This window comes from Haloarcula regularis, from assembly GCF_029338315.1.
In the GTDB taxonomy this organism is placed as follows: Archaea; Halobacteriota; Halobacteria; order Halobacteriales; family Haloarculaceae; genus Haloarcula; species Haloarcula regularis.
Genome location: NZ_CP119794.1, coordinates 1,675,279 through 1,697,144 on the forward strand (window position 1 = coordinate 1,675,279; position 21,866 = coordinate 1,697,144).

Annotated in this window: 19 protein-coding genes and 6 pseudogenes; 2 read left to right on the forward strand and 23 right to left on the reverse strand. The window is 51.7% G+C overall.

Annotated elements, in window-relative coordinates; all coding sequences use genetic code 11:
• Nucleotides 1–624: 624 nt before the first annotated feature.
• Nucleotides 625–1,358: pseudogene (locus P1N55_RS09105) on the forward strand (ISH3 family transposase); the annotation flags it as partial.
• Nucleotides 1,359–1,496: 138 nt separating this feature from the next.
• Here the strand turns inward: P1N55_RS09105 and P1N55_RS09110 are convergent.
• From P1N55_RS09110 to P1N55_RS09200, 18 genes and pseudogenes are all read right to left on the reverse strand, one after another.
• Nucleotides 1,497–1,691, reverse strand: a pseudogene (locus P1N55_RS09110) (IS66 family transposase); the annotation flags it as partial.
• A gap of 150 nt (nucleotides 1,692–1,841) precedes the next feature.
• Nucleotides 1,842–2,549: a class I SAM-dependent methyltransferase gene (locus P1N55_RS09115; protein ID WP_276278586.1), complete on the reverse strand. Its 708-nt coding sequence runs from the start codon at nucleotides 2,547–2,549 to the stop codon at nucleotides 1,842–1,844.
• 108 nt (nucleotides 2,550–2,657) lie between these two features.
• The gene (locus P1N55_RS09120; protein ID WP_276278587.1) at nucleotides 2,658–3,272 is read right to left on the reverse strand and encodes a glycosyltransferase family 4 protein; all 615 of its coding nucleotides are present in this window, start codon (nucleotides 3,270–3,272) and stop codon (nucleotides 2,658–2,660) included.
• A gap of 2 nt (nucleotides 3,273–3,274) precedes the next feature.
• On the reverse strand, nucleotides 3,275–3,784 hold the full coding sequence (locus tag P1N55_RS09125) for a glycosyltransferase family 4 protein (protein ID WP_276278588.1): 510 nt from the start codon (nucleotides 3,782–3,784) through the stop codon (nucleotides 3,275–3,277).
• Between the two features lie 574 nt (nucleotides 3,785–4,358).
• Nucleotides 4,359–4,796, reverse strand: coding sequence for a glycosyltransferase family protein (locus tag P1N55_RS19930; protein ID WP_407067194.1), 438 nt, complete (start codon nucleotides 4,794–4,796; stop codon nucleotides 4,359–4,361).
• The gene (locus tag P1N55_RS09135) at nucleotides 4,727–5,323 is read right to left on the reverse strand and encodes a DUF3880 domain-containing protein (protein ID WP_276278589.1); all 597 of its coding nucleotides are present in this window, start codon (nucleotides 5,321–5,323) and stop codon (nucleotides 4,727–4,729) included. Before P1N55_RS09135 ends, P1N55_RS19930 begins: the two co-directional genes overlap by 70 nt.
• Before the next feature lie 312 nt (nucleotides 5,324–5,635).
• A complete protein-coding gene (locus P1N55_RS09140; RefSeq protein WP_276278590.1) occupies nucleotides 5,636–6,886 on the reverse strand; it encodes a hypothetical protein in 1,251 nt (416 codons plus the stop codon).
• Nucleotides 6,887–7,303: 417 nt separating this feature from the next.
• Nucleotides 7,304–8,081 (reverse strand): annotated as a pseudogene (locus tag P1N55_RS19935) (glycosyltransferase family 4 protein).
• A complete protein-coding gene (locus tag P1N55_RS09155) occupies nucleotides 7,999–8,427 on the reverse strand; it encodes a glycosyltransferase (RefSeq protein WP_346430016.1) in 429 nt (142 codons plus the stop codon). The pseudogene P1N55_RS19935 and the gene P1N55_RS09155 overlap by 83 nt, the downstream one beginning before the upstream one ends.
• A gap of 3 nt (nucleotides 8,428–8,430) precedes the next feature.
• Nucleotides 8,431–9,690 carry a sulfatase gene (locus tag P1N55_RS09160; RefSeq protein WP_276278594.1) on the reverse strand — a complete coding sequence of 420 codons (1,260 nt, stop codon included), beginning with the start codon at nucleotides 9,688–9,690 and terminating at the stop codon, nucleotides 8,431–8,433.
• Nucleotides 9,691–9,837: 147 nt separating this feature from the next.
• Nucleotides 9,838–10,788 carry a Gfo/Idh/MocA family protein gene (locus P1N55_RS09165; RefSeq protein ID WP_276278595.1) on the reverse strand — a complete coding sequence of 317 codons (951 nt, stop codon included), beginning with the start codon at nucleotides 10,786–10,788 and terminating at the stop codon, nucleotides 9,838–9,840.
• The gene (locus P1N55_RS09170) at nucleotides 10,781–11,923 is read right to left on the reverse strand and encodes a glycosyltransferase family 4 protein (protein WP_276278596.1); all 1,143 of its coding nucleotides are present in this window, start codon (nucleotides 11,921–11,923) and stop codon (nucleotides 10,781–10,783) included. The genes P1N55_RS09165 and P1N55_RS09170 overlap by 8 nt, the downstream gene beginning before the upstream one ends.
• A 272-nt stretch (nucleotides 11,924–12,195) precedes the next feature.
• The gene (locus P1N55_RS09175) at nucleotides 12,196–13,401 is read right to left on the reverse strand and encodes a glycosyltransferase family 2 protein (protein WP_276278597.1); all 1,206 of its coding nucleotides are present in this window, start codon (nucleotides 13,399–13,401) and stop codon (nucleotides 12,196–12,198) included.
• A 371-nt stretch (nucleotides 13,402–13,772) separates the two neighbouring features.
• Nucleotides 13,773–14,978, reverse strand: coding sequence for an ABC transporter permease (locus tag P1N55_RS09180; RefSeq protein WP_276278598.1), 1,206 nt, complete (start codon nucleotides 14,976–14,978; stop codon nucleotides 13,773–13,775).
• Between the two features lie 20 nt (nucleotides 14,979–14,998).
• On the reverse strand, nucleotides 14,999–16,141 hold the full coding sequence (locus tag P1N55_RS09185) for an ABC transporter permease (RefSeq protein WP_276278599.1): 1,143 nt from the start codon (nucleotides 16,139–16,141) through the stop codon (nucleotides 14,999–15,001).
• Between the two features lie 80 nt (nucleotides 16,142–16,221).
• Nucleotides 16,222–16,962 (reverse strand): ABC transporter ATP-binding protein, encoded by a 741-nt coding sequence (locus tag P1N55_RS09190; protein WP_276278600.1) that lies wholly within the window; start codon nucleotides 16,960–16,962, stop codon nucleotides 16,222–16,224.
• Nucleotides 16,963–17,399: 437 nt separating this feature from the next.
• A pseudogene (locus P1N55_RS09195) lies at nucleotides 17,400–17,832 on the reverse strand (VirB4 family type IV secretion system protein); the annotation flags it as partial.
• A gap of 85 nt (nucleotides 17,833–17,917) precedes the next feature.
• Nucleotides 17,918–18,328, reverse strand: coding sequence for an ArsR/SmtB family transcription factor (locus P1N55_RS09200; RefSeq protein WP_276278601.1), 411 nt, complete (start codon nucleotides 18,326–18,328; stop codon nucleotides 17,918–17,920).
• Nucleotides 18,329–18,425: 97 nt separating this feature from the next.
• Between P1N55_RS09200 and P1N55_RS09205 the strand changes: the two are divergent.
• Nucleotides 18,426–19,045: pseudogene (locus tag P1N55_RS09205) on the forward strand (DUF7509 family protein).
• A gap of 630 nt (nucleotides 19,046–19,675) precedes the next feature.
• On the opposite strand, the gene P1N55_RS09210 reads toward P1N55_RS09205, so the two are convergent.
• The 5 genes and pseudogenes from P1N55_RS09210 to P1N55_RS09230 all read right to left on the reverse strand — a co-directional run bounded on the left by P1N55_RS09210 (nucleotide 19,676) and on the right by P1N55_RS09230 (nucleotide 21,799).
• Complete coding sequence (locus P1N55_RS09210; RefSeq protein ID WP_276278603.1) at nucleotides 19,676–20,188, reverse strand: DUF3368 domain-containing protein; 513 nt, start codon at nucleotides 20,186–20,188, stop codon at nucleotides 19,676–19,678.
• Nucleotides 20,189–20,479 carry a UPF0175 family protein gene (locus tag P1N55_RS09215; RefSeq protein WP_276278604.1) on the reverse strand — a complete coding sequence of 97 codons (291 nt, stop codon included), beginning with the start codon at nucleotides 20,477–20,479 and terminating at the stop codon, nucleotides 20,189–20,191.
• 107 nt (nucleotides 20,480–20,586) lie between these two features.
• Nucleotides 20,587–20,801: pseudogene (locus tag P1N55_RS09220) on the reverse strand (site-specific integrase); the annotation flags it as partial.
• Entirely contained in the window at nucleotides 20,798–21,256 is a 459-nt protein-coding gene (locus tag P1N55_RS09225; protein ID WP_276278605.1) for a hypothetical protein, read from the reverse strand. The pseudogene P1N55_RS09220 and the gene P1N55_RS09225, both read right to left, overlap by 4 nt.
• A gap of 3 nt (nucleotides 21,257–21,259) precedes the next feature.
• Complete coding sequence (locus tag P1N55_RS09230) at nucleotides 21,260–21,799, reverse strand: DUF7342 family protein (RefSeq protein ID WP_276278606.1); 540 nt, start codon at nucleotides 21,797–21,799, stop codon at nucleotides 21,260–21,262.
• Nucleotides 21,800–21,866 lie beyond the last annotated feature (67 nt).

A 21,866-nucleotide genomic window follows, 5' to 3' on the forward strand; every position in this document is an offset into this window, starting at 1 on the left:
TTCCATCGCTTCAGTCGTGAACAGCAAGTAGAGTCCATCTCTCGAATGTCAGAGACGAAGGGTTTCAACAAGGCCGAAAGAATATAATGACAGGAAGAATCTTGCAGCGACCCATGGCTCTCACAAATGATGGCATAGATCTCCCATGAAAATCCCGCAGCCGCAACTAAAGTCAAGAGAGTGCTGACTGAATGCCACAAAAAAGTCACTTTCTGGATGATTTGACGATCAGTCTTGGCTTCTACCGCGGAGTAGATTGAGGCAAGTCCAATTCACCGCTCCGGACAGACGAGATAGACCGGATCTTGACGGTAGCTGACGAAAGCTGTCGCTCACCGCCCAACGGATAGGCCGCGAGCTGACCGGGGTCAGCCCGCGTTTGGTGCCTGGGACGCCGGCACACCAACCCTGTTCGCTTTGATTTTTCCACTGTCGACGCAACTCCTCTTCCAGTTCGTGACGAATTCAGTCACAGATGACCTCGATCTCTTGGTCTGGATCAGGTATAGACCGTCACTCCGGGTTGTATCCGGATTTTCGACCGGGCGTACCACCGTCAGTATGTGGTTGTTCGTCGTCCTCGTCTCCGCCGAATGAGGAGGACTCATCCTCAGTACCTCACAATACGCTCGCGTTCGCAACAAGCGCTCCACGCTAGCCGTGCGCCGTCTCACCGACGGCGACATCGCCAGCAGCGTCCTCGCGGAGTTTCTGGGCCTCGTCGATGCCTTCGACTTCGGGGTCAAGGCGCTGTTCCTCGACAGCGAATTCCACGACGGAAAGTGCCTCACGCTGATGCAGGGGCACAATCTCGCAAACGTCATGTCGATCATCAAGTGGGAACTCCTGACAAGCGGGCACTGTCCGAAGGAAGGAGTTGTGAGATCGAGCAAGATCTCACGACGGAATTCGACGGTCAGGAATGGACCGTCGAATTCCCGGTCATGATCGACTGTACCTACAAACAGGACCGGTACCACGAGCACGGTGTGGCGCGTCACGGCTACGCCGCCGACGCGCCGTTCATCGACACACCGCAACAGGCTCGCCGTCATTAAAGCAAGCGGTTCGGAATCCAAGCGACCTACCGGTTGTCAGAGTCGTCGCTGATTTCGAAGATGGCGACAGACTTGACGCGAAGAGTGTTGTTCGTAGTAATTAGCCTGCTTGTCCAGAACGTCTGGTGGTATCTCCACTGGGAGTATGTAGCGACGCCCCGCCGAGGCGGGCGTCGCCTCTGGTGTTGGCCATTCGAGGAATATAAAATCTGCATGGTTACACGCGCAACCTAGAACGCGCTCTTGGATCGGCGGTCGATCCCGGTTAACCGCTTACCTGGCGACCGTTTCGAGCGGTAATACCGACCGGAATGGCTCTTCAAGCAGTGGCAGCAGTTCGCCGCCGACGACGGCACCTTCGTAACATCGCTGGCCTGGAGTGGGCGCCAACTACCGGTCCGTGTACTGTTTCATCAGAAAACTCGTCCCTCAGAACCATTCAGACGAGGATTCTTTGAGGTACTGATCCTCATCAGACTGCTCCTTGCTCGGTGGCATATGTGGTCTCTCGTACCATCGAAGCTTCTCGTTCTCTCGCTCAAGCGCAACTAGCCGCTCAAGAATCTCTTCCTTGGCAGGCTCTGAAGAGGTCATAGACAGGCGAGACGGGATGGTCTCCCACTCTGAGACCATCCTCAGAAGCGTGTTCACTCGATTGGTGCATCGATCTACGATACCAGTCGGGCCTCCCTACGAGAGGTTGGCGGAATCGATCTGGGGGTAAACACGTACAATTAATCATTCATCAAGACCGGTTCTTTGTCCGATATGAAAACATGAGATTTACTTCTTCACATCCGAGCAGATGTACTCGACTTCTGGAAAGATGAGTTCGAAAACCCATGTAAAAAGTAGATTATCAGCCATAAGCTGAATTATGGGGAGCAAATATTTAGTGAAGAAAATTCCTCCGGATGTAGGCGAATGGCTATGTGGATAATCATCCGACTTATCCAGATACCGAGTTCTATATTTCAACTTATCATTTAACGTATTGTAATCTACACTCTGAAATCTGCTCTCCAGCATGTTTCTTGCTGAGATCGGAGATAGGTTGTAAACATTATTTTTATAATAGTTTGCTACCTGACGGGTGAGGAGAATATCGGCTAACAGTACGCCCCACTTTCGGGGAAGATAAGAATACCAACGAGGGGGACTATGTGGTCTTCCTGGAAATAGTCGATTAGGAAAACTGAACATAGCAACACCGGAGGGCTTAATAACTCTCTGAATTTCATCAAGCATTAATGATTTGTCGTGCACGTGTTCTAAGACTTGATAACAAAGGATGTAATCAAAGCAGTCGTTTTTAAATGGGAGTTGGCATCCATCGCCAAACAGATACTGTATATCCAAAGACGGTTTTAGATCAATATCTATTCCAATTATATTTGCATCAACATTTTTAAGCTTTGAACCACTTTTTGTCCCGATATCTAATACTATATCTTCTTCGGAAACACGTTCCTCTATCTCCGTATATAGCATCACTAAAAGAACTCTACGCGAGTAAAAATATATTTTGGTTTAAAATATTTCATATTCCTTTGTATGAATGTAGTTAACCAGTATTATCACCTGCACTACGTGAGATGATCAATTACCAGTATGGTTCAGAATTATCCTTTCGATGTCATTAATTATTCTCTCCTGAGAATGGTGTTCCTCCACGTACTCTCTAGCCCTTCGGCCAAGTTTATTTCGAAGTTTGGGTCGTTCTGATATCTCCCGTACATCGTTAACCATTGCTGAAATTGAGCCAGATACCTTTCCAACTGCTTCTTGTTCAATAATCCCGTCAGCTTCATAGTGTAGGGAAATAACTGGACAGCAATAACCCCAAGCTTCTAAAAATGTATTGGGGAATCCTTCGAAATCAGATGTGTTTACCAGCATTTGAGCCTGATTATAATATTCCATAATCTCTTGAGGAGGAACATACCCTAAGAAAGAAACATTCTCAAGCTGACTCGACCATTCCATAATTTCGGAATAATATTGATCGTTTTCTGTCTTGGGACCAATGAGTATAAATTCTTTTTCAGGTAATTTTGAGGCTAAATTTAAAAACCTATGTGGTTTTTTTTGACTTCTTTCGACCCGTCCAACCCAAAGAATATATTCTCTTTCCTCATGTTCTGTAACGGAAGATATGTCTGGAGAGTTATGGATATTCTTTACTAGAATTGCCTCTTTATTGTATTCTTCCATAACTATTTTTGTTGTTTAACAGTCTGTGCTAGCACGGTGTCCACGCGTTGGATCGCGATGCGGTACAACCAATATTGAATTAGATTGTAGTTCTTTTTAAGCAGTTTCGGGATTACATTGTTGTCATTGGATATGCTAAATATAATGTCCTTGTCTTTTATCTCTGACAAAAACCATAGTGAAAGGCAGAGCATAGGTTTTCCTCGAAGGTAATAAATATCAGCGTCAATTTCCTTAAGAACTGTAGAAATCTTCTGAAGGTTACTTACTGCGTCCAAGTATGAATTATAATGGGTTGGTAATTTAGCCCAATACTCAATACCATTCCGTTTTGTTATAGAGTTGCCATATGCCTCAGAACATAAGAACGTCACCTCAAATCCTCTGTTTTTGAGGGCTTCGCCAATTAAAACCTCTTGCCGCTCTGCCCCCCCAGCCATTTCTTCATCTGGATCTGAAAAGCGGAGAGATTCAGGCGAGATAAAACAAACGTGAGCGAGGCAATTAGACATACATCCACTTAAAGAGTGGAAATTTAAATTATTTCCGATCAGTGATTTTGAGTTAGATTTGGTCTCGTCCAGGTAATTAATGAAAGGTACTCTTCTTTATAGGATTATTGATAATCTTAGGTTAGGTCATCCCACTCAGTCAAACCAGTGTTACTGTGCACTCTGGCCATAGATAAAAATCAAGAGGGTCTCAGTAACTTAGCGGTAGAGTCACCAGACTGCCTAACACCAACAATTGCGTGCCAGCGAGTGACCATCCAGCACATTGACGCGAATCTCTTTGCCACCATATGTCATTCGCCGAATCCACCGGAGCGGGCTGATTCAATCTTTGCCGTAGGATTCGATCTGCTCGTGAAAGTTTGAATCGTGAACGGACCACAAGCCGAAGAGGTAGGAGTACTTGCAGCCAGCTACTTCTTCTTTGAGTTCGGTGACGATTTCGCGGGTGAGGTCGAGCTTAGTATCGTGGTCTTCGTCATTTAGTTATAATTATTCACAGAAGTAGTCGTGGCAACGATCGTAATAATGCTGGCTTCGAAGTATCAATTGTGAAGGGTAGGTGCTGGGTTCCCTAGTTCAAATCGGTCCTGGAGAGCATTGTTTTTGCTCGCTCCAAGAATGTGTGCGACTTATGCACAGCTTCTCTCCCTTTCTGGGCGATTGCCTTACGTTCGGCCTCATTCTGTAAGTAGTAGCGAATTTTTTCCCGAAGATCGGTTTCATCAGAATATGTTACGATTTCTTCCCCTATCTCAAATAGCTCACTTAATAGTTCATTTTCATCCACAAGTTGGAAACATTCTGATCCGAGTAATTCGAAAGTTCGTGGATTAACTGCTCTTTTCGAAGTTCCCCGTTGAATATTAAGTCCTATTCTTGAAGATGTATATATGGAATTTATATCATTGTGGTCTATATTATAATTGTGCAGTGATCGATCTATGTTATTGTAAAAGCTTTGTACATTAGATATTTGGGTATATTTTTTCGGGTGTATTGCTGCCCCCAAATCTCAACATTCAAGGCTTCATTCTCTATTACTGATTTGAGTATCCGGAGGCGGTTCTCATACAACCTTCCTACAAAACAGATATCACGCTTAAATTTTGTATCATGTGGCGAATATATGTCAGAATCAAAGCCAAACGGCAACAGCTCAGCCTCTATTCCATAGTTGCGGAGATCAGGTATATCACTTGGATCTACAACAAAGACACGGTCGTAATACTCACCAGCCTCGACCACATTTGGATAATATATGGCTTTATCATAACACCATAGGATATTCGTACAGTGGTCGGAGACTTCCAGAGCGGTTTCTGGTTGTATAATGCTACCCTTTAAAAACAGGGTAATATCTGGATCGAATTTTTTAATTTCCCCGACAACACGTTGATTATATTTGGATACAATGTCATCAATGACCTGAAGTCTCGCTCGCTCAAACGATTTTCGAGACGTCTTTCGCCAAAATCCAAGCTTGAACTTCTGCAACAGGGTTGTATCCCATACATTCGGCCATTCAGAGACACTCACAGAATGACCAAGTTTCCTGAAGGATTTAGCTATAGATTCCCGATACCCGTGATAATTATGACCCGATATGAGAATACGCATATTATCGGATTAGGTAGTTTGTCGATTCTCCATTCGTATATATTTTACTAACAGATGGATCTGACTGGAGGCGGTTGAAGTCCTCAGGAGTATAGTCCCAGTAGAATTCATATTTTGGATGCATCTTCCTATCATAGTACCTTCCTAATCTTGTAATTATTAGATATTGGGATGTGGTATAGCTTTGACTTAGATGATTCTGCTTAGTATAATTAAAGTGAGGTGGTGGAATCACTCCCTGCTCTTTCGACGCACACTATCGGGCAAACTTGAACCAATCCTCCCCCCCATAGTAGTTAACAACTTTTCTTGAGTGAATCCAAGTTCGTTAATTAACATATCTTGATTTCTGAACTCTAATGTCCACTCAGCAATAGCTTGTTCATTTTTTGCTACCTGCTGGTTCGGAGAACTTGTAAATGGTGAAGAATAAAGATTAATGAGTGAAAAAATTAATATTAAAGTTACCACACAAAGGGCAATCTGGGTTTTATTTCTTCTATTTAGGTCTCTTATCTTCCATACCGATAGGATTGTTCCGGAGAAAATTACGTATTTCGAAATGCGACCGAATCCAATAATGATATCTGTGATCATAGATACTGCGGCTGCAAAGGAACTGAGGATAAATATGATCACAAAGAAGATATAGACTGGATTCAATCTTTTTCTTAATATAAGACCGATCACGGAAAGAACACTAATGACTCCAAGGATAGCAATTTGACCATATCTTAGTATTGCATTTTGTAGAATATAATTTATTGGCAATACACCAAAAAAGGACTTATATTGATCTACTGACGTACCTTGAGTTGGAAAGTTAATGAAGGAACTAGGGAGGAGAGATGCCAGTACACGAACAAAGTGTGAACCGATAATTGGGAAAGCAGAATACCACGTAAGGAATATAACGCCGAGCAGTAGCAAAATCAAGTAACTAGTTTGGGCACCAAAACTCGTTAACTGGTTGTCTCGTTGATGCACTGTGACGTATAAGAAAATCATAAATCCAATTCCCAATCCCGCAATTGGGTGGTAGAATACTATAGCAAAGACAGATGTGATAAGGATTACAATATAACGAAAATCATTAGTATTAAAAAATTTCGAATATATATAAAATATGAAAATAGCAAACATAAACCCCTGAATACTGGGTGCTAATTTGATTGTTGCATCACGAAAAATTGGAATAATGAGCAGTGGGGTCGCATAAGTTAAGCTTTTGAAATCAAAAGAGTACCGAATAATGAGGCCGGCCGCTAAAGTATAAATAAGAAAGTAAATTGGTGGAATAACGCTAAGTAGAATTCTGGGAGGTACATCAGTCAATAGTGCTACAATTGATGTGACAATATGGATACCAGGATAAATGTTGTACTCTGTAATCGACCCCAAAGTAAGTATATTTGTAATATAACCTAAATGGTTTGCCGGATCGTATCTCCCATAGAAGTAGTATCCACGAATCAGGGGCATAAAGCACAAAATGGTACTCACAAGAAGACCTTGCAAAGTTGCAAATTTTAACTCGAAATGTCTGTCGACATATATAATAAATAAGAACACAAAAATATATTCGGATATTATTAGGGTCCAAAAAATCAAAGGGTATGACTCATATATCGAAAATTCATATCCGGTGACAGGATTTTGGAGAGAGAGGATGGATAACACGCATAGATTTCCGAAGCCAAAAATTAAGAGTAGTCGTGAATGCTCAGAAAGTGCGGGTCGGTGCCCTAATATATTGAACATATTATAATGATCGCAAGACTCAGACTCTTGTACTATTCAATAATTCATTGCCCCTCTACTTTAAAAATGCCGGAACTCCAGAAGACCGTTTCGTGTGTCCTCCAATATTATACTTCAATCCCTATTCTGAAGCGCGGTTCAGATGAGGTTAGTGTATAGGTCATTGGTGCGCTCCGCTACACCCTCCCAAGAGTATTCTTCTTCAACTAGTCGTCTCGCATTCCGTCCCCACTCGCGGGCTTCCTTGGGACTGTTTAGTGCGTGTCGGAGGCCCTCGACCAGTTCGTCCGGCGACTCGGGCGGGACGAGATAGCCAGTCTCCCGGTGGTCAACAAACTCCTTGATCCCCTCTACCGATGTGGCTATCACCGGTGCACCGGAGGCCCAGGCCTCCAGAAGCGTGAGTGGGTGGCCTTCCCAGACCGACGGTAGCACGAAGACCCCGGCCGTCGCGTAATGTCTTGTAACTATTTCGTCGGGGACTCTCCCCTCGAACGACACTCGCTCACTCACGCTTAGGTCGGCCGCGAGTTCGGCCAGTTTCCTCACGTGGACCGGTTCCGACGACTATAAGATCGGTCTCCGGAAACTGCGACTCAACTCGTTCGAATGCGCGAATCAGGTCAGAGACGCGCTTTTTGGGTGCCAAGCGGCCGAGAAAGAGAATATCGGATCCGCGTTCCAGATCATTCGAAAACCGATCCAAGTCTACGCCATTGGGAATGCAGCTCACATTGGTGTGGTGATCGGACAGCAGGCCGACGTGCTCGTTATTGACCGATATCACGTGATCGTAATCGAATTCGAGAACGAACTGGCGTTCTATTCGGCGCTTAATACCAGCGAGCTTTGGACGTGTCCCGACCGACACCTGATGGAATCGCTGTCCCGTGAACTGTGAACACTGTCGCGGCATCCGTAGCTATCTTGCCTAAGCGGGTCGGTATCGCAGGCAGGAACGTATGGCCGTGGATGATGTCGTAGTCATTCAAGAACAATCGCGGTAGCGGTGTGAACATAGAGGTGGCTCGACCGATGGGATTCCAGTACTCGGTACAGGGCGCAAGCCGGTGTAATGTCACGTTCCCATCAGCAAACTGTTCGGAAGAACTGTACTGTTCCCCATCTTTCTCCAGCGCCCGAGTGTAGATATCGATCTGGTGTTCGAAGTTCTCGGCGAGAGCAGTCGATAGCTCCTTCACGTGAACGGGGCCGCCCCCGGTTCGAGGCCACCAGTCGTCTTGTATCATTGCAATACGCATCAATTATTCCTTGTACCCAAGAGCACTCAACCGCCGCTCGATCTCTTCGCCAACGTTCTCATCCTCGCCGACATCGTCACCATGTTCAACGCGAACACGTTGTTCCACATGGGCTTTAAGCTCGGAGCGAAGTGACCTGTCTGAGCACTCCTCGAACTCTATTGTCCCACTATCTCGATCTCGTTCACAGAAACATACGTCCTCGTGAGTGCGAACAGCATACCGTCGGAGTCGACTGTGTTCACCCAGTCCACGAGCTTGCGAGAAAACCCGTCTGTCTGTCGAAGCGTCTAACAGCGATGTACCATCACTATTGTCTCCTCTGACCGTACCCTCGATGGTCGCCACAATATCTATCGTGCTCACAGGTGCCTCCACAGATTTGCTATGGCCGTCTGGAAGCCGCACGATCAGCGGTATATGAGTGGTTTCGTTATGCAAATAACGCGGGTGTTCGTAGTAGCCGTGTTCTCCAAATGCATCACCGTGGTCGGCAGTTATGATAACCAGTGACTGTTCCAATAATCCCCGCTCACGAAGTTCGTCAAGGAACGCACCGATGTACTCGTCGTTGTACCGGATTTCGGCGTCATACAGATCAATCAACAACTGCTGTTCTGCCTCAGTAATTGACTCAGGGTCGTCGATAGCACGCTGGTACAATGACTGTGCGTCCCGGCCCGCCAAGCCTTGGTCAGCGTACAGTGTCGCATACTCTCCAGGAGGTTCGTACGGACCGTGCGTGTCCATATAGTGGTTCCAGAGGAAGAACGGCTCCCCACCAGCTAGGGAGTCAATCCACCCTAGCGAGCGCTTGTTGATTTCCTCAGCGCGTGCATAGTGGCGATTTCGAATCTTGTCGAGTGCCCGTTGTGCGAGCGCGATTAGCTTGTGTTGGCCGAGATGGAGGTCGTCGTCGAAGACATCGAACCCCCGGTCGAAACCGTACGCCCGAGAGACAAACGGGTTCGAGTGAAACCCTGCCGTCGCAAACCCTTCTTCGGAGAGCGTTGACGCAATAGTGTCAGAGTTGAGGTGGTACTTCGAGTTAATAGCGACGTCAGGGAACTTCCCGGTCAATAGAGCTGGAACCGCCTCTCGTGTGTGCGAACTCGCACTGTAAGCGTTCGTAAATCGGACACTTTGCTCCGCGAGTTCGTCCAGTACGGGCGACGTGTCGCGGTGGTACCCATAGCAGGAGAGATGATCGGCACGGAGGGCGTCAGCAGTTAATAGAACGACGTGCTTTATGCCTTGACTCATCTATATCAGCAGGATACGATTGTAGTCCAATAAATGGTTCCTATGATAAATTTGGAGTACAGCAAAGGATCTCACGGATCAATCTTCCCCAATACCGAATGACTTCCTTCCAAGATCTCGTATCCTTGTTCTGGCGTGACGGGAGGATTAGCTGAGGACTCTATCGAATTCAGGTATTGGTTGAGCAACGTCCCAAATCCAAAGAACAGATCTCCCTGAAGGGTATGGACACCCGATTTCACTACTCCATATCCGAACTGTCCGATACCAGAGAGAGCGGTTTGAAGAACCTCCAATGGTGAATGACCTTTCTTGTCCAACATGAACAATGATATCACGGAATATGTCTACTACAGCGAGACGTTTCGTTCCGCAAATTACGAAGAACCACTCGGAGAGAGGCGCATCGAATATCATTGAGAGCTGGCCTTGTCGGCCTTCAGTTCCTGTAAACGTAGCAGTTACCGAGTTCAGCGGTTGCCCGTCTCCTTCATTCTTCTGTGCGGTTGCATTCACAACTTCAAGATCGCCGATGAACGCTTCGATGAGATAGAGTAGGTGCGGTGACTCATCAAAAAACAGCCCGCCAGGTAAATCGGTGTACCACGATGGAAGGTCACGTCGTGGACTACTGAACTGAATCCCTTTCACATACCGAACGTCCCCGAATTTCCCTTGTTGCACGAGCTGGCGAGCTTTTCGGATCGAGCGTGAGTAGAGGAAATTATGAACTATCCCCAGTTCAGCACTTGACCTTTCAGCTGCGGAAATCATATTCTCTGCGTCTTCCAACTCGACTGCCATTGGTTTCTCACAGAGGACATTCGTCCCTGTTTCGAGAGCCTCCACTGTGTATTCTGCGTGGGTGAACGGAGGTGTACTAATCGTGATTAAATCTAAATCTGAAGCAAGAAATGATTCGTAATCATCATAGATATTCTGGATGTCGTTGTCTTCAGCAGTTTTCTCCGCGTTAGGCCAATGATGATCGTAGACTGTAGAAAGTGAGACCCGAGGGTTAGTCTGTAGTGCGGGTATATGACGTTCTTTAGCGATTGATCCACAACCGACGACACCGACTTCATACTTTCTAGTCATTAGTAACTACCTGATTGTAGACTTGTATCACTCTTTCCGTCCGCTGCTCCCACGTGAGGTTTTCAGTGATGTATTCGCGGGCATTCGTTGCAAGTCTCGCTCGTAACTCGGCGTCGTCAAACAGCTTGATAACTGCCTGCGCTACTTCGTCTGGATTGCCCGGCTCCAGAAGAACGCCTGTTTCGTAATCGGTGACAACCTCCGGAACGCCGGCGATTGCCGTAACGACAGGCGGGACACCGGATGCCATTGCCTCAAGCATTGTAAGGGGTAGTCCCTCGGAGTAGGACGGCCGACAAAACACGCTTGCATGATCATACATCTCAGAGATGTCATCAACGTAATCGTAAATCGTCACGGAATCAGAGAGACCAGAGGATTGAATCGTTTTCTGAACTTCCTCTCCCAGGGGGCCACTTCCTACGAGATGAATTTCCGCATCCGGATGGGTGTCCAAGATCGCTGGGAGTGCGGTCAGTAGATCTTGGATTCCATTGTTATGGACGAATCGTCCGATATACAAGAGTGATTTCCCGTTTGTTGAATTCGGTGAAAATTCGTCAACGTCTACTGCGTTCCGAACTACCGCCGTTCGCTTCGCCCCAAGTGATTGTGCAATCAGCTCGGCGGCAGCACTGACACATATCACCTGTTCGCTCCGAGAAATCACGAACCGGCTTATCGTCTGCTCGAACGTCTTCGCTGCGGCACCACCGAGGCCGGAGATCATTCCGATATCACCGAGATGAAGCGTAGTCACCAGTTCGTAATCTGCACGGATTGAGTAGAACGCAGCGAGTACTGAAGTATAGAAGAATCGGTTGTGGGCGTGTACAATATCCGGCTGAAACTCTCGAAGAACCCCTCTGAACTCACGCAATGCGGAAACCGAAAACATACTCTGTAACCCAATAATGTCGGTGAGATCAAGAGCCGAAGCGGTGTAGCATGATATTTCGGGGACATCCTGCAGTTCGAAATCTCGGGTGCCGTCGTCTAACGTGAAGATCCCGACTTCGAACCCTTCGTCAACAAGGTGAAGCGCTAATTTCTGCACTACCTGTTCGACGCCGCCATCACTCGGCGGTAAATAGTCCGAAGTGAGAAGTATTCGATTCTCCGCGCCCTTGTTCATAGAGTCAAGTAGATAGTCTCCACTAAAATAATAACTTGTCCTGGTTTGCTAAGCAGCCTATATCTAATCAACTACAGTTGCCGTACCGGCAATTCAACCCTGTTTTATAAGCCCACAGTCCCTCAGAACCCTATACACGTGCGAAATCGAGGGTCTGGGGCCAGAGGAAAGAACCAAACCACCGAGCCCTTTATAAGCGGCACGCCTAGCCTGCTCACGGCAAGGACCAGGGTCAACTAGTCGATTGCCTACATGTAATTAACTCAAGAAAGTTACTGTCGATCGGACGCGATCGTACTCATGAAGAACGCACTGAAGACGACTTGTAGTCCAAGAACAATCGCAGTGAACGCAATGATATCAGCCATGAACAGCGGCAGCCGAGTAAAGCCACTCGACACCCACCGGCTAGCGAGATACAGCGCATAGCCTGCGCCGGCACCGAACATCAACACCCCGGCCAGTGCACTCCGCTCCAACCGGAATTTTTCGACCAGCCAGTCAGTAACCGGATCGGACGGCCGTCGAATCGGGTCACTGGCAACCGTCGCAAAGACACCGAGGGAGACCACCTGGAAGCCGACAATCGAGAGCAGACTCCCGGCGATCATCGAGTGGGTCCCGAGACTGACCCCACCAATAGATATCCCACTAGCAGCGACGAGCATCAGTACGCCACCCAGGGCGGCCGTGACCAGCCCGGGGACCGAGAACAGATATCCCGGCGCGTTGATGAGCATGAACCGAACGTGGCGCCAGCCGTCCTGGAAACTGTCGAGCGTCTCCTCGCCTTCGCGCTCGTGATAGACGATCGGCACCTCCTCGATATCGAGCCCCTTGGCACCAGCGTCCATGATCATCTCGCTGGCGAACTCCATTCCGTCCGTTTCCAGATCGAGTGTCTCCAGCGCCTCCCTGGAAAACACGCGAAAGCCACTGTGAGCATCACTGACACCAGCATCGTAGAAGGCATTCAGGAACCGCGTCAGTAGCGGATTGCCAACGTACTGGTGCAGCGTCGGCATCGAGCCGTCACGAATCTCGCCTTCGAGACGGCTCCCCATACAGATGTCGGCCTCATCATCGAGCACCGGCTGAAGCAAGCGAGGGATCGCCTCGAAGTCGTAGGTCGTATCGGCGTCGCCCATGACGACGTAGTCACCGCGAACGCGATCGAACGCGTACTGGTACGCGTACCCGTAGCCGCCTTTGTCAGGTTCCACGACGATGGCGCCCATCGATTCGGCAATTTCAGGCGTCCGGTCCGTGGAACTATCACTGACCACAACCTCCCCCGGAACCTGGAGCGCTGACAGTGCCGTCTCCACTCGCTCGATACACTCTGCGATACCCGCCTCTTCATTGAGCGTGGGCATCACCACGCTCACCACTGGTTTGATGTCGCTATCTGCCGGGAGGAGCCAGGAATCTTCCTGCTTACCCCCCCTCCAATGTGGGTTGGATACCCACTGACTCATCGATAGCCTTACTCATAGACTATCGATCTGAAGTCCGTGTCCGGGTACTCGGACCGGCAACGATATTCACTACCCACCACTATGCTCCCAGCCAAGCCATGCTGACGTTCTAACATATTATGTATTCCCCACATACCACTTAATATCCCACTACACCCTGGAAATTCTTATTTACAATATTGTTTGTAGGTATGGTAATATAGTTTCGGAAACGTGCAGGATGGGGGCATTCGAGCTTCTGACGACTGGGTACGCCGAATTCAACCGATTCAGTGAAAATCAGGACCCAAGAGAGACATCGACGATGGAGTTTCAATTAGTAATCCAATAGTTCCGAGTGCCTACCACCGGATGGACAGGCCAAATGCGATTCACGACTGGAGTGTTTCGAGCGTGCTCGCGCGGGTAAGATAGAGACTCGCAGCAGCTGCACTCACGACGCTTACACAGAGTGCGATCACAAACCCACCAATCAAAATCCGCTGAGAGAGCGACACGACGTTTTCGAACCCGGTTACGGCGACTACAATCTCGTTAACGGCCATCGTGCCTGGAATCGCCAGGCCCACCCCAAGTGCACCACCAACTCCACCAATCAGGAGTGTCTTCAGCAGTAAGAGCGCCGAAAGCGACGTTTGTGACAGCCCGAGTGCCTGCAGCGCTGCAAACGTCTGTCGGCGTTGGTAGACAAACGAGAGCTGGAGATTCATCGTCAGGAGAATCCCCGCAACCACTGCCAGCAACACTAGACTCGCCCCACTGGCGATGACGACGACTTTGTCTTCGAGCGTTGCCCGCAACTGCTCTTGATTCGTCCGGACAGTATACGCAGGATAGGCTTGCTGCAGGTCGCTCTGTACCGCGGTCGCGTTGGCACCGTCCTGGAGTCGTATCGAGATGAACGTGCCTCGGTCACTGGCCGTCGTGCCCGTGACCTCCTGCAACTCGCTGAGGTGGAGCGTTACCGTTGGCGCCCCGACGAATCGTGAATACGTCGGTGAGATGCCGACGACGGTGAACTCGTTTCGACTGGCAGTCGCCAGTGTCCCCCCGATGTAGAGCGTGTCGTTGACCGAGACGTTCAGTAGTCGAGCTGTACGCTGGTCGATGACGACCTCGTGAGACATCGGTCCGTCGTAGGTTCCCTCAGCGTAGTGACGATCTCGGGTCTGGAATCCCCGTCCCTCGGAGATAGAAACAGAGGGACCCTGCGCTGGCGCCCCGGCACCGATGAGGGTCTCGAACTCGGTCGTGTTCTTGCCGACGTACACAGTCTGGAAGGCCATGGGGACAGCCGTCGCGACATCATCGCGTTGTGCAATCTCGGCAGCGACAGTGTGGGAATCGATGAGTGTGTTCTCGAACCCGCCGACGGTACCGGGACGCAACTCGAGTGGACCACCAGTCACCCAGAGGTCGCGGCCAGACTGGTCGAATTTCTGTTGGCCGGTTTCGACGACTCCGATCCCCACACTGGTGAGCATGACGATGGAGAGGACCGCCATCGCGACACCGAGTATCGCGAGCGCCGTCCGGAGCCGTTCGTGTCGTAACTGGGCAATCGCAATCCCGACCATCGCACGAAAGCGTGACAGCATCAGGAGAGCACCTCCAGCATGCCGGTTCGCCGGGTCAACCAGACGGGATACACGGCACCGACGATGCCGATACACAGGGCCACGATCAATGCATAGCCCGCTAACTCGGGCTGGAACAGGGCGATGGTATCGACGCCAGCGTACGTCTGGGCCAGCTCATTGACTCCGCCTATCGCGAGGAAACCGAGGAGAATACCGACGAGACCACCCACAATCGATATCAGCACCGTCTCGGCGGCGATCAGGACTGACCGCGAACGACTCGAGACGCCGATCGCCGCGAGCGTCCCGAGCTGGCGTCGGTCGGCACTCACCTCCAGTCCCATGAGCGTCGTCACGAACAGCACACCGACGAACACTGCTGAAAAGAACGCCGCGAGGGCTACGGCGAGCGGGAGATTCGACGTCGAGACTTGCTGTGCCGAAAGGCCGCTCCGCGTCACGACCGTCGTCTGGGGATAGCGCCCTTCGATTTGCTGGCGAACGGCCGGGTCGTTCGTGCTGACGAGCAACTGATCGGCTGCATCGCCGTTTGCACTCCCGGTGAGTGACTGAAGTTCGCTCAAGTGAACGAGCATGACCGGGACGGTTCCGCCGGCAGTCTGAGCGCCACCGGCAGAGACGTTCGCGACAGTGAACGACCGATTGGTATTCGAGCGCGCCAGGGACAGTCGCTCGCCAGTCGAGGTATTGGTGAGTGTCGCTGCAGCGTCGTTCAACACCGCTTCACCTGTCCAGGGGCCGTCGTATTGGCCGTCGGCATAGTGTGGGTCGCCCGGCGTGAGGGCGTCGGCCGGCAGTCCAAGCACTTCCGCGCCTGCCTGTGGTATGATGCCGACGGTGAGTACGTAGGTCCGTTCACCAGTTTGTTGGTCGGTAAGCGGCACGAGTTCCAGCAGGACAGGGGTAGCATACTCCACACGCTCGTCACTCGCGATCTCCGCATTGGTCCGATGCACATCGCCCAACTGCACACCGCCAGTCGAGATCGCAATCGACTCGACGTTCGCCTGCTCGGGGACGACCCAGTAATCGACACCCTCGCTCTGGACGACGGATTGCGACGCGAGCCCCAGGGAGACGCCGGTCACGGCGACCATCAGCCCCACGGCAAGCCCGACACCGAGGACACTCAGGAGCACGCGCTGTGGGGCAATCCGAAACCGACCGAGAACGCGATACATCGCGACGCCGATCAGTGAGCGTAGCCGTCGGCCACACATCACTGCCTCCGTGCGACCTGGCCGTCGCGAAGTGAGATGACCCGGTCACAGACGTCCAGTGCCTGCTGGTCGTGCGACGCCAGCACGACGCCCTGTTCGTCAGCAACGTCGACCAGCAGGTCGAGCACCCGCTCTCCGGATTCTGAGTCCAGTTCACCTGTCGGTTCGTCAGCGACGACCAGCGACGGGTCAGTCACCAGCGCTCGTGCAATGGCGACGCGTTGTTGCTCGCCACCCGAGAGTTGGCCAGGCTTGTGCGTGACACGCTCCTCGAGCCCGACAGCCTCGAGCAATGACTCGGCCCGCTCCCGGCGTGTGCGTTTCCCGACCCCACGTTCGACGAGCGGGAGGGCGACATTTGCACGGGCCGAGAGCGCATCTAACAGGTGGAATCGCTGAAAGACGATCCCGACGGTTTCGAGTCGCAGTCGTGCTCGTTGCCGGCCAGAAAGCGGCTCGATGTCTGTGCCGTCGAGTTCGAGGGTGCCAGCAGTGGGCACATCGAGACCAGCTAGAAGATGCAAGAGCGTCGACTTGCCACTGCCACTCGGACCTGCAATTCCGACGACTTCACCACGCTCGATGGCCATCGAGACGGAATCCAGTGCGCGAACTGTCGGTGCCTGAGAACTGCTGAAGAACCCACTGCTGCCGCGAGTGTAGTCGCGAGTGAGGCCGCGGCCTTGGACCACCGGCGTGGCAGACGCAGAAGTGGAGGGCGTCTGGGTTCGCTGGGACATTATATATCGGTACATTCACCACCAGAAATAATTCTTGGGTATCGAAACGGGACTCCTTGCTCGGACCTTATTCTCACATGGTGACCGAGCGATATGAAAATTGAATAACAAGTGTACTCTTGAAATACTGTTGTCATGAGGTGTCAAGTCCAGTTATCGACGGTTAGAGCCATGGTTCTGCGCATCGGTAGAGATTCGGTAACAAATGTGTACACAATAGACCAACAGTCTACCAGCAAGCCAAGTTCGAGATGCACTACCCAGACACGGTGTGAGGTAGGTTCAGATTGGGCAAGTATAGATATGAATTGTTTAATAAGATGTCTGAATAGTGGCCTATTCGATTCTAACTCACAAGAACAATCCCAATCAGCCCATCTTCAGAGCACAGTGTTGAGATACCACACTTCAAGTGCACCCTTGTCAAAGTGGCTGGCTTAGTCAGACGTGCCACCAATCGCATCAGCCTCGAACCCACTCGCACGAACTCGGAGCGGGAACCACCCTTCTTCGTCGATACCCAACAACGCCTCAGAGTGCCCATCTTCTGTGTTTCCAGCTTTTGCCGTCCGGACCCAGTTCACCTCTCGCTCGCTCAGGTCGAACCACTCGGCTAACTTCTCGGCCTCTTCGTTCACGCGATGAATCAGGGTCATCGAACAGAGACTGGCGATCGTCCGGGCCTCCCGGCGTCAGGGCAAACTCCCCGCCGGTCTGTGTGATGAAGTGAAGCGAGAGGTCGTAGTGTCGCGAATGTCGAACAGCCGTCTCGAGGAAATCGAGCGACGTCGTATCAGCCATCAGATAGTGTGCCTCGTCGATCGCGAAGATGACGCGTTTCTCCGTCTGCTTTGCTCGCTCGGAGACGGCAGTCAACATACTGGTTCTTCTCAATGACGCGGAGACAAACTGCGGAGTCCGGTCGAATCGTCTATGCGCGGCGGTCGTAGCCTGATTACCCGCTCGAACTGTCGTACATTGCTTCGAACGCCTGTTCACCGCGGATTAGCTCGTCGACGCCGTCGGTGAGCGTCACTTCGCCAAACACGGTCGCCCGGTAATATGTGTATAGCCCGTCCTGTCCGCGTTCCGTGCGCTGGCGCTTCTCGACGAGGCCAACGTCGACGAGTTTGTTGAGGTGATAGTGGAGCGTACTGTCGTCGATATCGAGTGCATCCTCAAGTTCCTTCGGACTCATTTCACCGCTGTGGACGAGCCGATAGAGAATCTCGTAGCGGGTGCGGTGGCCGACAGCGGCGTGCATATTGAGGTACTCGTCGAGACTGAGGACACTCTCCTCGGGCAGCAGGTCTGCCGGGTCGTCCGGGGCATCGCCGCGAACCGTCCGCGTTTGATCCGTCGACATCGTACGTCAAGGTACGAGCTGGAAACGCTTAGTCGTTGTCAAGCCAAGAATTCTTAAAAACACCGCTTTTTATATATACTCACTGGATAGGAGGGCTATGGCCGTCGAGATAACACGTGAACTGATCGCTGACCGGCTCGGGCGTGTGACATACGACCGTTTCTCTTTTATTTGATGGGGCCGTACAAATCGTTCAACCTCAATTACGTCCTCAGCGAGGAGGAACGCCGCGATATCGAGATTGACAATCTCCCGGGCCCCTTACGCCGGCTCTTTCGGAATAAGGATGACATCAACGCGGCGCAGGCACTCTTGCGACGCGTCCAAGGAGCACTCAGAACAGATCCGGGTGTGAATGCGTTTCTCGCGCTCGACGTCGACATCGATACTGACGACGTCGATGCGATGACCCAGAGTATCGAATACGCCCGATGTAGCAACGCGACCGCGTTCATCGTGCCGTTCCTCGGCCACAACTTCGGCGTCGGGGAAGAAGCCGGCAGCATCCTGGAGAATATCGCCGATGTACACGGTGATCGGTTGGTTTTTGTCCACGAGGACGACGTGACGAGTGCGATGATCCGGTCGGCATCAGTCAGGTGGGATTTGCGCGTCGAGTCCTACGAGACTGAGGACGAACTCGTGGCCAAACTACGGCGGTTCGCCGGTGGGATAATGCACTGCGAACGACGTGGAGAGCTCGAGCAACTGGAGTAACACCCACCCACACACCATGCACCGAGTGAAACAATGCTCTAGTCAGTCGCTACAGCTCTGATGCTGCCAGTGCTTGCGTTACAATCGCTGGATCCCGAAGCAATCGGTGCTCGAGGTGACATCCTCCTACGAGTAAACTCGTGGGCTTCCCACGCCCGCACTGCAACGCGCTGGTTTGGGAACTTACGTTTACGACCCGACACGCCGATGGGAGTGCCACGCCCCCCGTTACTCGTATCCCGTGAAGGACTCCGAGTTATCTGGTTGTTTAACGTCGGTCTGGTCGTCCGAAGGCTTACGTTTTGATGAGGCAAACACCAAGTCAACTGCCAGTTTTCGGACGGTCAATCACGACGGGAGACCGTCGCAACGACAACCACAGAAACGACGTGTGGGCACTCAACTGTTGCGGTTTCAGTGGTTGCGAACCGTGCGGCGATTCATCCCACGACTGCAGTCGTGGATTTTCTCGCCTAATCTCTATAATCGTTGTTTCTGGCGGCCCACCAATCGTCGCTGGTCCAAGCGCCTGTCCGATCGAGTTGAGCGGTCTTCCCTATCCACGGCGCGTCACAACAGGTGTGACGACAGACGAGTCAGCGTGTCGTTGAAGAGCCGTCAATACAAACATCACTCCGCCAGCGATTCGAGTTTCTGGACAATCTTCGCGTACACATCTGGGGCGCAGTACCAGCCTTCGTCGATCATCGCATCAATCACGGTTCGGGCGTCGTCAACACTGATCGGCCCCTCACTGGCGAGTTTTAGCACAAAATATGCCGTCCCTCGAGTAGTGATTCCCTCTGCCGCTGCGACATCGCGGCCGTACGTCTCATCCATCACGGCCACGCTATCATGTGCCGCCGCGCAGGCGAGGACAGCGACATCGGCGTCGCTGAGTGTATCATTGGTCTGGAGGCGCGACAGCAAGGACGTGGGCTCGACCGTAACGATATCGAACCGGTTGGCGTCGACGCTCCGCTCAATGCGGCGGGCGTCCGGATATCCCTGGTCGAGACCGGTTTCGACGAGCTCAATATAGACGCGCTCAGGGATGACACACGAGGCATCAAGGTTCTCAACGATCGCGAGTTGATCGACTTTTGCGAGGTAAATGAGTGGCGTGGCGTCGAAGACCCACATTCACAGGTCCTCGAGATCTGCGTCGAGATGGGTGTCCCCAACCCACGTGATATCACGTTCTTTGGCGAGCTGTGCGAAGTCCCAGACCGACATCCCTGCCAGCGCAGCCGCCTTACTAAACGTAACGGTGCCTGCTGCGAGTTGCTCGAGTGCCTGTTCGCGACGCCACTGCTCAAGTCCCTCGGAGAGAAGCTTCCGAACGGCCGTGCTCCGGTCGAGTGTCTCGGTCTCGAGATACGCCTCGAGTTCGGCTTCCAACTCGTCGGGCACGCGAGTCGAGATCGTTCCCATACTGTTTACATCGTATTCATTGTATACAAGCGCTTCGATGCTTCCGAGCAAGTGGCGCCGGTGTTGGTGCAGCACGTCTGCAGGCGGAGCAGGTCGAGTGCCTCGGGGTCTCCAAAAATCGATTCACGGTCGACACTCTCGGGAACGATGCTGGTCCAGTCGTCGCCCCGTTCGCCAGCGGCCCACTCCGTAAATCGTTCGAGCTCGCGAGCAGCGTCCGACGATAGTTTCTGCACTCGTCCCCGCGATCCCTGCCCTTGTCCTGGAGATACCGCTCGAACGAACTCGCAAGTGATTGATTGGCGCGTTCTCTGTGTGTCATGAGTCCTCGTTCGCGGACTGTATATTCGGACGGACATCCTCGAGGAGTGTTTCGACAATCTCCCAGAGGATCAGCGACGGAGTCTCGTGTTCAAACGTGAAACCCCATCGGTCCTGGTCGTTGACGGCGGAGTACTGGAAATGCGTTCGTCCCAGATCGGGATGGTCCTCGTCCTGATGCCAGCCAGCGTGAAATCCCGTGTTCGGGTCGGTGTAATTGATACGGATCCAATCATGTGGATCCTGTCGATACCACTTGATGGACAGTTCCGGCGACTCAGGCCCTGTCGGAGGATCGAGACGGGCTGGATCAAAACGTGCCCGCAGCTGCTTGGCCTCGATGTCATCAGGAACGAACTCGACCGTCGTAATCTGTGGCACACGGTCGAGGACGTCTCGCTTCAGCTGGGCGTAGAGGTTTGCGTTCGGGTCACCACCGGGATGCGGGACCGACATCCGTCAGCTACTGGCCTCGGCGGGATCTGTTGTCGGAGTGAGGAAGTCCCATTCGCGGATGGCGAAGCCGACGATTTCGATGCGCCGGTGAAGATGTTCCCACTCACGGGCGATCTCACGGCGACGGTCCTCTTCGTCGGCATTGAGACCCTCTTCAGTGAGGGTCCCGCGAAGTTGGTTCGGCGACTCGACGTCGAATTCGCCCTCCCAGTTGCGGATCTGCCCCTTCATATCGGCGAGACGGTCCGTGAGCTCCTCGACAGTGTGTCCGCTGTCCCGGAGGCGCATCGCCTCTTGCATAGCCTGACGACGATAATCGGGGTAGTACGTCGTGTGAGTACCACTTTCGTCACAATGGAGGATGCCATCGTCGACTAACCGTTCGAGGACCCGTTTGGTCGGCTCGTGTGACCAGCCTGCTTCGGAGGCGATCCAGTTGGCCGTCCGCGGCTCCGACAGCTGCCGGGCGGTCATCCGCACGCGGTCTTCACCGGTGGTCTGACGCTCCATTAGATCCCTGGAGTTCGATTCGCCTTCGGTCATACGTTATCATTCACGCTGTGCATCAATATAGATTGGGGTAGTTCATTCTATATCGAAGTTCTGTATA

Coding starts and splice junctions, on each gene's coding strand:
- P1N55_RS09190 (WP_276278600.1), bottom strand. CDS start 16,962: ATGTCCCAGCGAACCCAGACGCCCTCCACTTCTGCGTCTGCCACGCCG.
- P1N55_RS09120 (WP_276278587.1), bottom strand. CDS start 3,272: ATGGAAGAATACAATAAAGAGGCAATTCTAGTAAAGAATATCCATAAC.
- P1N55_RS09215 (WP_276278604.1), bottom strand. CDS start 20,479: ATGGGAACGATCTCGACTCGCGTGCCCGACGAGTTGGAAGCCGAACTC.
- P1N55_RS09160 (WP_276278594.1), bottom strand. CDS start 9,690: ATGAGTCAAGGCATAAAGCACGTCGTTCTATTAACTGCTGACGCCCTC.
- P1N55_RS09210 (WP_276278603.1), bottom strand. CDS start 20,188: ATGTGGGTCTTCGACGCCACGCCACTCATTTACCTCGCAAAAGTCGAT.
- P1N55_RS09155 (WP_346430016.1), bottom strand. CDS start 8,427: ATGCGTATTGCAATGATACAAGACGACTGGTGGCCTCGAACCGGGGGC.
- P1N55_RS09170 (WP_276278596.1), bottom strand. CDS start 11,923: ATGAACAAGGGCGCGGAGAATCGAATACTTCTCACTTCGGACTATTTA.
- P1N55_RS09140 (WP_276278590.1), bottom strand. CDS start 6,886: ATGCCCCTGATTCGTGGATACTACTTCTATGGGAGATACGATCCGGCA.
- P1N55_RS09115 (WP_276278586.1), bottom strand. CDS start 2,549: ATGCTATATACGGAGATAGAGGAACGTGTTTCCGAAGAAGATATAGTA.
- P1N55_RS09165 (WP_276278595.1), bottom strand. CDS start 10,788: ATGACTAGAAAGTATGAAGTCGGTGTCGTCGGTTGTGGATCAATCGCT.
- P1N55_RS09225 (WP_276278605.1), bottom strand. CDS start 21,256: ATGTCGGTCCCGCATCCCGGTGGTGACCCGAACGCAAACCTCTACGCC.
- P1N55_RS09230 (WP_276278606.1), bottom strand. CDS start 21,799: ATGACCGAAGGCGAATCGAACTCCAGGGATCTAATGGAGCGTCAGACC.
- P1N55_RS09175 (WP_276278597.1), bottom strand. CDS start 13,401: ATGAGTCAGTGGGTATCCAACCCACATTGGAGGGGGGGTAAGCAGGAA.
- P1N55_RS09180 (WP_276278598.1), bottom strand. CDS start 14,978: ATGGTCGGGATTGCGATTGCCCAGTTACGACACGAACGGCTCCGGACG.
- P1N55_RS09125 (WP_276278588.1), bottom strand. CDS start 3,784: ATGTCTAATTGCCTCGCTCACGTTTGTTTTATCTCGCCTGAATCTCTC.
- P1N55_RS09200 (WP_276278601.1), bottom strand. CDS start 18,328: ATGTCGACGGATCAAACGCGGACGGTTCGCGGCGATGCCCCGGACGAC.